This window comes from Bradyrhizobium sp. B124 (genome assembly GCF_038967635.1).
Taxonomy (GTDB): domain Bacteria; phylum Pseudomonadota; class Alphaproteobacteria; order Rhizobiales; family Xanthobacteraceae; genus Bradyrhizobium.
The window spans coordinates 4,185,032-4,197,546 of the sequence record NZ_CP152413.1; the positions used below are offsets into that span (position 1 = coordinate 4,185,032).

At 60.3% G+C, this 12,515-nt stretch carries 12 protein-coding genes; 5 read left to right on the top strand and 7 right to left on the bottom strand.

The genetic code is table 11. The features are described 5' to 3' along the window. Window positions 1–10 precede the first annotated feature (10 nt). The 3 genes from AAFG13_RS20080 to AAFG13_RS20090 form a co-directional block, all read right to left on the bottom strand. Window positions 11–874: a xanthine dehydrogenase family protein subunit M gene (locus AAFG13_RS20080; protein WP_342713112.1), complete on the bottom strand. Its 864-nt coding sequence runs from the start codon at window positions 872–874 to the stop codon at window positions 11–13. A gap of 174 nt (window positions 875–1,048) precedes the next feature. Beyond that, a complete protein-coding gene (locus tag AAFG13_RS20085; protein ID WP_342713361.1) occupies window positions 1,049–2,254 on the bottom strand; it encodes an MHYT domain-containing protein in 1,206 nt (401 codons plus the stop codon). A gap of 367 nt (window positions 2,255–2,621) precedes the next feature. Beyond that, window positions 2,622–2,900: a hypothetical protein gene (locus tag AAFG13_RS20090; RefSeq protein ID WP_342713113.1), complete on the bottom strand. Its 279-nt coding sequence runs from the start codon at window positions 2,898–2,900 to the stop codon at window positions 2,622–2,624. Window positions 2,901–3,009: 109 nt separating this feature from the next. On the opposite strand from AAFG13_RS20090, the gene AAFG13_RS20095 reads away from it, so the two are divergent. Continuing rightward, window positions 3,010–4,686, top strand: coding sequence for a cache domain-containing protein (locus AAFG13_RS20095; protein WP_342713114.1), 1,677 nt, complete (start codon window positions 3,010–3,012; stop codon window positions 4,684–4,686). Window positions 4,687–4,982: 296 nt separating this feature from the next. Here the strand turns inward: AAFG13_RS20095 and AAFG13_RS20100 are convergent, their stop codons facing one another. Both AAFG13_RS20100 and AAFG13_RS20105 read right to left on the bottom strand, forming a co-directional pair. Further along, window positions 4,983–5,480 (bottom strand): hypothetical protein, encoded by a 498-nt coding sequence (locus AAFG13_RS20100; RefSeq protein ID WP_342713115.1) that lies wholly within the window; start codon window positions 5,478–5,480, stop codon window positions 4,983–4,985. 153 nt (window positions 5,481–5,633) lie between these two features. Further along, entirely contained in the window at window positions 5,634–6,938 is a 1,305-nt protein-coding gene (locus AAFG13_RS20105; protein ID WP_342713116.1) for an MFS transporter, read from the bottom strand. A gap of 139 nt (window positions 6,939–7,077) precedes the next feature. On the opposite strand from AAFG13_RS20105, the gene AAFG13_RS20110 reads away from it, so the two are divergent. Beyond that, window positions 7,078–7,713: a DJ-1/PfpI family protein gene (locus AAFG13_RS20110; RefSeq protein ID WP_342713117.1), complete on the top strand. Its 636-nt coding sequence runs from the start codon at window positions 7,078–7,080 to the stop codon at window positions 7,711–7,713. An 89-nt stretch (window positions 7,714–7,802) separates the two neighbouring features. Further along, complete coding sequence (locus tag AAFG13_RS20115) at window positions 7,803–8,219, top strand: cupin domain-containing protein (RefSeq protein WP_342713118.1); 417 nt, start codon at window positions 7,803–7,805, stop codon at window positions 8,217–8,219. Between the two features lie 82 nt (window positions 8,220–8,301). On the opposite strand, the gene AAFG13_RS20120 is transcribed toward AAFG13_RS20115, so the two are convergent. Then, window positions 8,302–8,922, bottom strand: a complete 621-nt coding sequence (locus AAFG13_RS20120; RefSeq protein ID WP_342713119.1) for an XRE family transcriptional regulator — start codon at window positions 8,920–8,922, stop codon at window positions 8,302–8,304. A gap of 82 nt (window positions 8,923–9,004) precedes the next feature. On the opposite strand from AAFG13_RS20120, the gene AAFG13_RS20125 reads away from it, so the two are divergent. Together AAFG13_RS20125 and AAFG13_RS20130 are read left to right on the top strand one after the other, a co-directional pair. Beyond that, window positions 9,005–10,102, top strand: a complete 1,098-nt coding sequence (locus AAFG13_RS20125; protein ID WP_342713120.1) for an iron-sulfur cluster-binding domain-containing protein — start codon at window positions 9,005–9,007, stop codon at window positions 10,100–10,102. 18 nt (window positions 10,103–10,120) lie between these two features. After that, window positions 10,121–11,104, top strand: coding sequence for a LysR family transcriptional regulator (locus AAFG13_RS20130; protein WP_342713121.1), 984 nt, complete (start codon window positions 10,121–10,123; stop codon window positions 11,102–11,104). Here the strand turns inward: AAFG13_RS20130 and pyk are convergent. Continuing rightward, a complete protein-coding gene (gene pyk, locus AAFG13_RS20135) occupies window positions 11,096–12,514 on the bottom strand; it encodes a pyruvate kinase (RefSeq protein ID WP_342713122.1) in 1,419 nt (472 codons plus the stop codon). The two genes, AAFG13_RS20130 and pyk, sit on opposite strands and share 9 nt — an antisense overlap. Window position 12,515: the final 1 nt, after the last annotated feature.

Sequence of the window (12,515 nt, forward strand, 5' to 3'; positions counted from 1 at the left end):
TGTCCCTCCCCTAGCTGGCTTTGGCTGCGGCGCGCTGCAACGCGCGCGTGACCATGATTCCGCCGACATGCTTGCGGTATTCGACCGGGCCGCGCGCATCGGCGGCGGGATCCATGATCGCTTGCGCCGCTGCAGCGGCCTTCTTCAGGGTGGCCGCATCGAGGCCGGTACCGATCACCGCCTTGGCGGCCGCATCGGCCAGCAACGGGGTTTCCGCCAGATTGGTGAGCCCGATCGCACAGGTCGTGACCTTACCGCCGGACATAGTCAGCACCACCGCAGCCGCGGCGGTGGCGTAGTCGCCGACCTTCCGCTTCAGCTTCTCATAGGCATAGCCATGGCCGGCCGCGGGGACCGGAATCGAGATTGAGGTCAGAAGTTCGCCGGGTTCGATCGCGGTGAAATAGGCACCCTGATAGTAATCGGTTGCCGCAACCTCGCGCGCGCCGTTCGGACCGTCGAGATGATAGGTGGCCCCCAGCGTCATCATCAGCGCCGGCATGTCGTTGCCGGGATCACCGTTGGCGACGTTGCCACCGACGGTGCCGCGGTAGCGCACCTGCGGATCAGCAATGAGGAGCGCCGTTTCGTGCAGGATCGGGATGGATTTGGCGATCTCATCGGAGGCCAGCAACTCGTGCTGGGTGGTCATGGCCCCGATCACGACCTTGTTGCCGTCGCGGCAGATGCCTTTCAGCCCGGCGACGTTATGCAGGTCGACCAGATGCTCCGGCGTCGCCAGCCGAAGCTTCATCATCGGGACCAGGCTGTGGCCGCCGGCGAGCGGACGAGCCTCATCGCCAAGCGTCGAAAGCAGCTTCACCGCGTCGGCCACCGTAGCCGGCCGATGGTAGCTGAAGGGGCCAGGGATCATCGTCTCCTCCATCTCGTCCTTCGAGGCCCTGCAGGGCAGCGGACGTTGGGGTGACGTTGTATCCGGCGGGATTTGACCACAATAACAGGGGCACGGAAGCGGGAAATTCGCACGAAGCGCGGCTTCAAGCGCACGAAATGCGTCAGTGCTTGCGCCCTAGTACTGCTTGGAACGCTAGGCCGAACGGCGGGCGATCCCGAGTCGGGCTTTCACCTCGGCGATCTTGGCGCGGCTGACCGGTACCCGATGTGGCGACGGACCCTCGAGTTCGATGACCGCGCCATCGCCCTCCTTGCGCACCAGGGTCACGTGCGAGATCGCGATGATATAACTGCGATGCACGCGAACAAACAGGTTGGGGTCGAGCTGCGCCTCGGCCTCCGAGATCGACCAGGGGCACATCCGCTCCCGGGTACCGTCGTGGATCTTGGTGTAATGGGCATCGGCCCGGACGCTGCGAACCTCTGTGGCGTCGATGAAATGGGTGCCGTCGGCACGTTCAACCGGCAGGCGGGGCACCGGGGCAGCGCGGGGCGGCTGCCCGATCCCACCGAGCGGGGTGGGTCGCAGTTTTGGGCTGGTGGTGGGGGCCGTGCCGGCATCTGCAACGGGTAGCTCGGGCATGTCCAGAGCACCGTCCATTGCTTCGGCATTTGCCGAGGCCTTCTTGCGTGGATCAGGCACCAGCGACAGCAAGAAGCCTGCCGCGATCACAAAACAGAGCAGCGCCACGGCCAGCGAAAGCATCTGCGACGAGGCCGCCAGCCCGTCCATATGATGATGCGCCTCGGCCGAGGGCGGGACGATCCGCATACCAGCCATGGCGGTGTAATGCATGCCCGACACCGCTATCCCAAAGGCCACCGCGCTCAGCATCAGCTGCACGCCGCCACGCCGCGCCAGGAAGGCGCGTAAGCCGCCATAGGCCGCCGCGATTGCGATCCCGACCGACAGCACCACCATCCCGGCCGTGTGCGCCATCGTAAACTCGCCTGATAGTCCGTGCATGCCGACATAGTGCATGCTGACGATGCCGAGCCCAAGCAGGACCGCCGACGATGCCACCCGTAGCATCGACGGCTCGCCGATGCTGACAAAGAATAACGAGATGCCGACCACCAGTGCACAGATCAAGAATGAGACGATGGTCGGAAGCACCAAATAGACGGTGCCCGCCGGCAATGGCGCCGCCAGCATGCCGACGAAATGCATGGTCCAGATGCCGACGGCGAGGAAAAATGCTGCGCCTGCGAGCAACACGCGATGGCTCGCATCCGGCATGCCGCGGATGCGCGCAGCCAAGCCGAAGCCCGTGTATCCTCCCAGGATCGCGATCACCACCGAGAGCGCGACGAGATAGGGATCGTGTCCTTCGAACATGATCGTCTCGGCCTCCCCCGTCGTCACGAGCAGGCCTCCTCCCGCCGCCGAGTTTACAGGCGCGGCGGCGGAAATTACAATCAATCGATCGTGGCGAGCTGAACCGACCGGAAGATCGGAAGCGAAGCGACTGAAGCTCTTCAAAACCTGATCGAGCGGGTCTTTGCCCTGGCCCCAAGGCGGCGAACTGCACGCGACACTGTATGGCGAATTGGGCACGATCTTGGCTGCATGGCTCGCCAGGACCAATGGAACGTCGGTGGTTACGCGGATAGGATTTGAACCTATGACCTTCGGGTTATGAGCCAGACGATTGCCGAATGCTACCGCTGGCCCGTGCGCCCGATGGGAAAACGCGCGTGAGGGATCATCCTGCGGTCTTGATCGAATTCATTCGTCTGATGGCGTCGATGTCCTTGAACGCCAGCGCCGCAACGCTGCGATAGCCGCCGCGGCACTGAAGCAAAGCATCACGTCGTCGCTCGAGCGCAGGCATGAGGTGCCAAGCTGAGATCTGAGACTGCCGACGCGTCAAGCGCTCCCCCATCTTCAACGCATGCTCGTTGCCTAAGGCACTTCCTCTACCGAACCCTCGGTTTTGTTCATTCCAAATCTCGATAACTGTTATCGTGATTTCGGCCAGCAACGTTCGACGCTCTTAACCGCGTCTTATCCCCGGAACGAAGAGTCTTGGCATCGAAAAAAGCCAAGACACCTCTAGGCGCCGCCAGCGCCGATCCGGAGCAGGACCAAGGATGCTGAGCAACGTTCGCATTTCTTTCAAGCTTTTGATGGTTTCGGCGATCTCGATCCTGAGCATAGTCGTCGTTGCAACGGTCGGCCTCGTAAAGTTGCGCGACACCATGCTCGAGGACCGCAAGACGAAACTGGAATCCCTCGTGTTGCTGGCGCGACAGGCGGTGCAGCGCGACTACGAGGGCAGTGTAGAGAGAGGGCTGACCATCGAGCAAGCTGCTTCCCAAGGCAGAAAGTTGCTGAAGTCCCTTCGCTTCGGAGACGACTACTTTTTTGCCTTGGATCAGGCCGGCTACATGCGGGTCCACCCAAACGCGAAGTTGGAAGACACCTACATGGGGCAAACCGCCGACAGCGGCGGTATCGCGTTCGTGCGGCAGCAAATCGACGCCGGCCTCAACGGAGGTGGATTCGTGAGCTACAGGTTCTCGAGGCCTCAGGCAGCTCAGCCTTCACCCAAAATCTCGTTCAGCGTCGACTTCAAGCCTTACGGTTGGATCATCGGTAGCGGGATCTACGTCGACGACGTAGACGCCGTCTTTTGGTCCGAGGTGCGGCGGACTGGCGCGGCAATCGCGACTGTCCTGCTGATGCTGCTCAGCCTGTCGGTTCTACTCGGACGCAGCATCGTTGGCCCGATCGCCCATATGACAGAAGCTATGCGCCGGCTGGCGAAGGGCGAAACGGACACTTCTGTTCCAGCACTCGAGCGAGGTGATGAGGTCGGCGCCATGGCGAAGTCCGTCCAGGTGTTTAAGGAAATCATGGTCGAGAGCGACCGGCTGAGGGCAGAGCAAGATGCTATCAAGTCGCAATCTGAGATAGAGAAGAAGCGCATGCTCAGCAATCTCGCGGACGAATTCGAGACCGGTGTTCGGGAGTCGCTTGAAAATTTAGGTCGTTCATCGACGACGATGCGCTCCATGTCCGAAGACCTGTCTGCCACAGCTCAGGAAGCGAGCGAGCGAGCGTCGACGGTCGCAGCGGCTGCCGAACAGACGACGACCAGCGTTCAGTCGGTCGCTGCTGCGGCGGAGGAACTCGCGGTTTCCGTTGCGGAAATCGGACGTCAAACGGTACAGTCGCGTCAGATCGCCGGAGACGCCGTCGACCAGGCCGAGGCTACCAACAGGGCCGTCCAAGATCTCTCGTCAGTGGCGCATAAGATCGGCGACATCGTGCAGCTCATCAGCGACGTCGCGGGTCAGACCAACCTCCTTGCGCTGAACGCCACCATCGAAGCCGCACGAGCGGGGGAGGCTGGGCGAGGATTCGCCGTGGTGGCGAGCGAGGTCAAATCGCTTGCCAACCAGACGGCCAAGGCTACAGAAGAGATCGCAGCTCAGGTCGCCGGCATGCGGAGCGCCACAAGCGATGCGGTCGACGCGATCGGACGCATTCGCGCGACGATAGGAACGTTCAACGAAGTTGCAGCAGCCATTGCGGCCGCTGTCGAGGAGCAAAGCGCGGCTACAGCGGAGATATCGCGAAATGCCCAAGCGGCGGCTTCAGGTACCATCCAGGTCTCTGACAACATCAGCGCCGTGAGCATGGCAGCCGGTACCACCGGTACATCGGCAAGCAGGGTCCATTCTTCGGCCGACAACCTTAGCACCCAAGCGGCACGGCTGCGTGGCGACGTGGATCGATTCGTAGCCAACGTGCGCTCCATCTAGATCCAACCAGCCACTAAGCTTGAACACCAAGCGCTTCTGTCTAAGATGCATCGCATGGGACGGTTATGGCGTGTAACCTCTGACACGGACGCCTCCCTTAAGTGGTGCTCAACACCTCCACTTTGGCACATCGATGCCGTCGGGCGGGCGTCCACCCCATCATAAATCGGAAACGCCGCGGATCGGAGCGCGTTTTATGTCTCCTTTGCCTTAACGGAGCTGCGAAAGCGGACGTCGTCGGAGGTCTGAGTCGGGCAAAAAGGCGACGTTGCTCCGGCCACCTCGGAGGTATCGGCTCAAGGATCAAGAGGGTCATCCCGCTGTAGGGACCTTTTCATGGGCGCCCGAAGTCGAACGACGATTTCGCCTGCTCGCTTACCGTCCTCAGCGATCATATTGAGAGTTCGCCGGACTTCTTCCAGATCTGGCCGTTGAGCGCTCAGCCAGCTTAACCCGGCTTCTGCATTAATGACCATCGCTGTGAGCGCGTCGACGATCGTACCATAGGTGCGCACAAATTCCGCTGACACTTCGCCCTTTGCGACGCCCAGACTTCCCTCTGGTTCGCGGAAACAGGTGCGCCCCACCGCCTTAGATGCTTGCCGAACGACGTTTGCAGCCTTGCGGATCACATCGAGTACGAGGTCGGCCTGCGACCGCATGGGCACGTGGCTGCCGTCGTTCTCAAAGGCAGTGCCGCCCATGCGTTTTGCGACAAAATGTTGAAGCTCCGCTTGGACGGTGCGGTGCTTGGTAGCCACGATGTAGCAACTCGGCTTCGACTTCCACGACATAGCTCACTCCTCTGGTGGGCTGCGAGAAGGATGCGGGTTGGCCGGAGGAGCCGTTGACGCAACGAGCCAAATCCTCCGGGCCTGTTCTTTATGAGTTACGAGTCCCATATATTGGGCATATGCTCAGACATCTGAGCGTCGTTCCGCTATGCGTCAGAGGTCGCGGAAGGCCGTTTCTTTAGAGGCGAAGACGGCCACGAGGGTTATGACCGCAAGCCCGATCAAGTAGAGAGAGATCGAGCGGGTGCCATTTTCCCAAGTGAGCAAGCCGGTCGCGATCAAGGGCGCAAAGCCACCGCTGATAGCCGCCGAAACCTGGCAACCCAACGATGCACCGCTGTAACGGACCTTCGTACCGAACAGTTCGGGCAGGAAAGCCGCTTGGGGACCGAACATCAGACCGTGACTGAGGCTCATCGTAAGCGCGATGGTCAGCGTGATTGTCGTGGGGTCCTTTGTGTCCAGCAGATAGAATAGCGGGAAAGCCGCAAGTGCCGAGAACAGTGCGCCGGCGGCGTACATGGGCTTGCGTCCAATGCGATCCGACAGCAGTCCGAAGAGCGGGACCGTGATAAGTTCGAGCAGGGCGGCGTAGAGAACGGCATCAAGAATCAACGCGCGGGGTAGATTGAGCCGCGATGCTGCGTAGAAGACTACGAAGACGGTCAGAATGTAGACCCACGCGACTTCGGTTACCTTCAGTCCGACCGCGATCAGGAAGTTCTTCCAATCCTTGAGCAGCACTTCCGCGATCGGCAGCTTCGAGACTTCGTTGCGCTCCTTCACATCGCGGAATTTCGGAGTTTCAACCAGTTTGAGCCTGACGAACATGCCGACGCCGACGAGCAGGAAGCTCACGAGGAACGGGACACGCCAACCCCACGAGAGAAAATCGGCCTCGGGCAGCTTGGAGATGGCCGCAAAGACGATGGTAGCCAACACCATGCCGAGCGGGAAGCCGATCTGGACGAGGCTGCCGAGGAAGCCGCGTTTCCTCGCGTCACCGCTTTCTATGACCATCAACACGGCGCCGCCCCACTCACCTCCGATCCCGATGCCCTGCAGAAGCCGTAGGAGGATCAGCAGCACCGGCGCCATGATCCCGATCTGCTCATAGGTCGGGAGCAAGCCGATCAGGAAGGTGCCGCCGCCCATGATAACCATCGTGAGGGTCAGCATCGCTTTGCGTCCTAGGCGATCACCGAAATGGCCGAAGACGGCTCCGCCGAGCGGGCGCGCCACGAAGCCGACCGCGTAGGATCCGAAGGCGGCAAGCGTGCCAACCAAGGGATCGAAATTCGGAAAGAAGAGCTTGTTGAACGCGAGCGCTGCGCCCATGCCGTAGATCAGGAAATCGTACCACTCGACGGTGGTACCCAAGACACTGGCGAGAACGATATGGCGGAGCTTCGATTGCACCTCCCCTTCGGCCGGCGCAACAGCTTCAAGCGTGGTCATTTGTTTCCTCCTAGTTTACAAAAACGAGCCTTAGCGTGCCTCTTGTTGCTCCAAGCATGCGCGAAGTAAGCTCGGATTGTCAACTAAGTTTCCATATGAGATACTAACGGAGCGGAATGTTTCTTATCTCGGAGAAAAAATGATGGCATCCACACGTTTCATCATCCACGTCTATGACGAGGTCGAACCCATTGATGTCGGGGCAACTTTTGGCGTTCTATCGATGGCCAGGCGGGTCGATCCTGGGATCGAGATGGCCATCGTGGCCAAGGACCGCGGTGTCGTTCGATTGGCCAACGGCCTTGAAATCATCGCGCCCTACGACCTCTCCGATTGTCCGTCAGGCGACGTTCTCATGATCTTGGGTGGAGCAACCTGGCCCGCCTTCAGTCAGGACCAACCAACCCTGGACTTCATCCGGTCGTTCAACAAAGAGGGCACTGTCGCCTCCGTCTGCACCGGAGCGCTTATCTTAGCCGGCGCTGGACTTCTTGAAGGCAAGACCGCCACGACACGTCGCAACGCGCCGCGCGGCATCGACCCCCCCCTGAGCCAAATGGCGAAGCTTCATCCGAAGGTTCAGACGACCGAGGCCAGGTATGTTGACTCGGGACCGGTGATAACAGGTGGGGGGGTTGTCCTTGCGGTGGACACCACGCTTCATCTGATCGGTCGCTTCCGGGGGCACGAAGTGGCGGCTGAGACCGCCCGCATCATCGAATACGCCTGGCACCCCAACGGCGGCGCATTTCCAACGTTCGCCGCTTCGGCTTGATCCCCAGGAGACCAAGCCCTCAAATTCGAGGTTGACAAGCGGCGCCATTTTGTATCCTAATAGGATACTTTTGGCGCAAGGAGGATACAATGGATCCACGTTTCGTTACCAAAGAACCGACCGCGGGTGGCTCTGTATACGTGAAGCCGCAGGACATCGATTGGAAGCCGTCGCAGTTCGAAGGCATTCAGATCAAGGTGCTGTATGAGCGGCCCGAAGTTGGCGAGCTGACCTGCCTGCTCAAATGGGAGCCCGGCGCACGCCTCCCGTTCCATCAGCACCCCGAGCTCGAACAGAGCTTCGTGCTCGAGGGATCATTCTACGATCACGACGGAATCTGCCGTGCCGGCGAATTCGTCTGGCGACAGCCGGGGTCCTTTCACGAGACGCGCAGCGATGAGGGCGCGATCCTGTTGGCAGTCTATCGGAAGCCGAACGTCTTCGGCCACACGGCCGGCTTCGGTGTCGAAGGTGGCGCCAAGAAGGAGCCCGTCGCGGCCAAATAACTGACCAGCAATTCAGTTCTCCCAAGACTTGGCGGGACGCGTCGCGTCCCGCCGTTTTTTTGACGGAGCAGGCTGGCAAATTCTAGCCCTCCGGCAAACCTTTCTCGAGCATCACTACCAAGGCCTTCGCTTCTCCGCTCTTGCCTCTACCGCGGTGTCGGAGCCTCGCGTCGAAATAGATGCAATCGCCCGGCATCAATTCGTAGCGGCGGTCGCCGATCTCAAATTCCACCACCCCGCTGAGGACGAAAATGATTTCTTCACCGGCGTGCTCAAAAAAAACTTCCTTCAGTATCTGCTGGGGAAACGTAAAGAGGAACGGCGTCATGTGCCGGCCTGCCGCACTCTGAACCAGCGACTGATAGTCGTATCCGAACGAGGAGCCTCCACGTATCACCGGGCGTCGTTCGTGAGCGCGTACGAGCGACACGCCGGCATCGACATCTGGCGTCCCGCTGGCCGTTCCCGTCTCAAGTAGGCTCGCTAGATCGGTGCCCAGGGCATGAGCTACTTTCGATAGCGTCGCGAGAGGGGGAATCTGGCGCCCGGTCTCCATCTTGGAAAGATAGCCCTTGGTTAGGCCAACCTCTTGGGCGAGGGATTCGAGAGTGCGGTCACGCACCTTGCGCAGCTTCCTGATCCGCTTGCCTAGGACGTCCGCCGCCTGGCCAGGCACGTCCGCCTTCGACACCTTGATATCCATGTTTCCTCGCTCGCCGTGCGCATCACACGGTATCCGCCGAATCTATCCCAAATTGACACCAAACTCCAAGGAAAGACACCCATTGATCGACAGAAAGTTTCCTGATAAGAAACTTTTAAGTATTCACCAATGGAGTTGGGACATGCAACCCCGCACCTACAGAGTGGTTCGCAAAGTCGAGGAAACCCCGAACACCACGTCCGTCTACCTGTCTTCGGATGGTGACGCTCCTCTTCAACCGTTCCGTGCAGGGCAACACCTGCTGTTCCGAATTCCAGGCATCGGCGAGCGCGCATACGCGCTTTCGGCTTTCTCTCCGAAGCCCAAAACGTATCGGATCACGGTCAAACATCCCGGTCGAGGCGAAGAGACCGGGCGTGCCGCAGACTATTGGCGCCGCCAGGCAGTCAATGGCGATGTGTTGGAGGCGTGTGGACCGGCCGGCCATTTCCACCTCCCCGAACAACTCGAGCGCCCGTTGGTTTTCATTACTGCTGGTGTCGGCGAGGCGCCTCTCGCTGCAATTGCGGAGGAGTTGGCGGTTCGGGCGCCGCGCCACCAGCTTCGCTTCTTCCACAGCACGGTCAATGGATCGACGTTCGCCCTGAAGGGGAAGCTTGGCTCCCTCCGCGGAGACCTCCCCAACGCCACATGGCGCATCTGGTTTGATCGCCCGCAGCCGATCGATCGGAAAGACAAGGACTTCGACCAGCATGGAGAAATCGTGCTCGCCGACCTTCGGGCCTTCCTACCGGACTGCGACTGCGACTTCTACGTGTGCGGCTCCAACGGCTTCGTCGCACGGGTCGTCGCCGAGCTGAACACAATGGGTATCGGTTCTCTGCGCATACACTCCGAGCAGCTAGGGCGCGAGAGCGATGATATCGTCGACCCGGACGAACGCGACGTTCTTCCGCCCGTCGAGCCGAGAACGGTACACTTCACTCGTTCAGGGACATCCGCGACTTGGAAACCTGAACATGGCACTCTGCTGGAGTTCGCCGAAGGCTTGGGATTGGAAGCATCTTACTCGTGCCGGACCGGCATGTGCGGAAAATGCGCGCAGAAGGTCCTATCAGGCGAAACGGCAAAAGTGCGAGAAACACCGGCCAAGCCGCGCCCGGGACATCAACTGCTGTGTTCCAACATTCCTATCTCCGACCTGGAAATCGATCTCTGAACCCGGGACGGCAGGCCGATGAACCACTTGACTGGGTTACGGGTCTTCAAACGCATTGTCGAACTCGGCAGCTTCTCGAGGGCGGCCGACGACATGACGATATCCCAGAGCACGGTGACCAAACACGTAACGCAGCTCGAGAAGCACTTGGGTACAAGGCTCCTCAACCGCAACACCAGGGGAATAAGCCTTACGGAAGAGGGGCGCATCTACTACGAACGCAGCAAGTCGATAATCTCGGAGATCGACGAGGCAGATGCATCCGTCGGACGACGTAGCAAGGCGCTGGAAGGCGTTCTACGTATTTCGACGTCAGTAACTTTCGGGCGACGGATCGTCTCTCCCCTACTCATCGAATTCATGCGCGAGCAGCCTCATCTGAAGGCGGATATCGCCTGTGAGGATGGCTACGTCGATCTCGTCTCCCGCGGCATCGACGTCGCGCTTCGAATGGGACGCCTACCCGATTCCTGCCTTGGCAGCCGTTTCCTCGGATCCAATCCTTGGGTGATGGTTGCCTCGCCGAGATACCTGCGCTCAAGGGGAACTCCGTATGAGCCGAAAGATCTCGCCGGTCACGATTGCATCGTCTACTCCAGCGTACAGGATGACGCGGCGTGGCAACTCAGGTCTTCCGCTGGGACGTCGACAACGATCGTCGTCAACGGCCGCCTGAGGTCTAACAATCTTTCGACTGTGCTGATTGCGGTGAAGCTGGACCTCGGCATCGCTATTCTCCCGCGCTATGTCGCGGTCGATGAGCTGCGCGCCGGCAATATAGTCACTGTTCTCGACGACTTCGCACTGCCCGACCAACAACTTCACGCCGTATTTCCTTCGCCGAAGCTGGTACCCCGCAAGTCGATTGCTCTCATCAACTTCCTGTTGCCGCGATTCAAAGGAGACTGGTGGAACAGGCCTCTCCTCCCCTGCGCCATCCCTACGTCCTCATCCGGCTCCATTAAGATTGCATCGCCCAGCTTTGACGATCTCCTACCCTAACGAAAGCGATGCAGTACGAAGCAGGTTGGTACTCCCCGATACGCCGAACGGAATGCCGGCGATGATGACGATGTTGTCGCCCGCGCTTCCGAACCCGGCCGCAAGGGCAGCTTGGCATGCCAACCTGGTCATCGACGCCTCGTCCGAAATCTCATCGACCACCATCGAATGAACGCCCCACACCGGCGTCAGTTGGCGCGCGGTCGTCAACAAGGGTGTTAGACTCAGAAGCGGTGCGCTGGAACGTTCACGAGCGGCACGTATGCTCGACGAGCCTGAATGAGTGTAGGCAACGGTGGCCTTCGCGGAGACGACCTGCGCGGCGATCCGAAGGGCAGAGCAGATGGCATCGGCATGAGCACCGTTTCTGCCTTGTGTGACGTCTTTCGGAGCTGAGGCGAAAGCATCGCCCTCGGCGCCTCGGATGATTGCGTCCATCATCCTGACGGCTTCGACCGGGTATCGTCCGCTCGCGGTCTCGGCCGATAGCATCACGGCGTCTACACTCTCGTATACCGCGGCCGCCACATCCGATGCCTCCGCGCGCGTTGGAACAGGAGATCCTGTCATCGATTCGAGCATCTGCGTGGCAACCACCACTGGCTTGCCCTCGCGACGGCACACCCTGACGATCTGTCGCTGGATCACAGGCACCCTGTCGGGTGTAATTTCAACACCCAGATCGCCTCGTGCCACCATGATGCCGTCGGCCAATGCGACAATCGCGTCGAGGTTCTCCACGGCAGCAGGCTTTTCGAGCTTCGCCATGATGCGCGCTTGATCTCCTATCAAGTTGCGAGCCTCCGCAATGTCTTCCGGACGCTGCACGAAGGAGAGCGCGACCCAGTCGGCCCCAAGCTTCAATCCGAATGCGAGATCGGCGCGATCCTTGTCGGTAAAAGGAGATAGGGGTAGGACCACACCCGGAAGATTGACGCCCTTCCGATCGGACAACTTGCCGCCCACAATCACTCGGGTGGTCGCCCCTTCCCTGTGGCAGGATAACACTTCCAGCCGTAGTCGCCCATCGTCGAGCAGCAGTTCGGTACCAGGGACGAGAGCCTCGAAGATCTCCGGGTGCGGTAGCTGGACGCGTGATTTGTCTCCCGCCGTCGGATCGAGATCCAACAGAAAGGTATCGCCGGTCCGCAGTTCGACTGCCCCGTCGGCGAATATACCGACTCGGAGTTTCGGCCCTTGCAGGTCGATCATGATGCCGATCGGCCGACCGACCTTGCGCTCGACTTCCCGGATCGCCGCAAACCGCGCCTTATGGTCTTCGCGGCTCCCGTGGCTGAAGTTGAGACGAAATGTGTCCACTCCAGCCTGAAAGAGCGCCATAACCATTGAGAGCGATGAGCTCGCAGGGCCCAGGGTCGCGATGATCTTGGCACTTCTGGAGCGACGCACG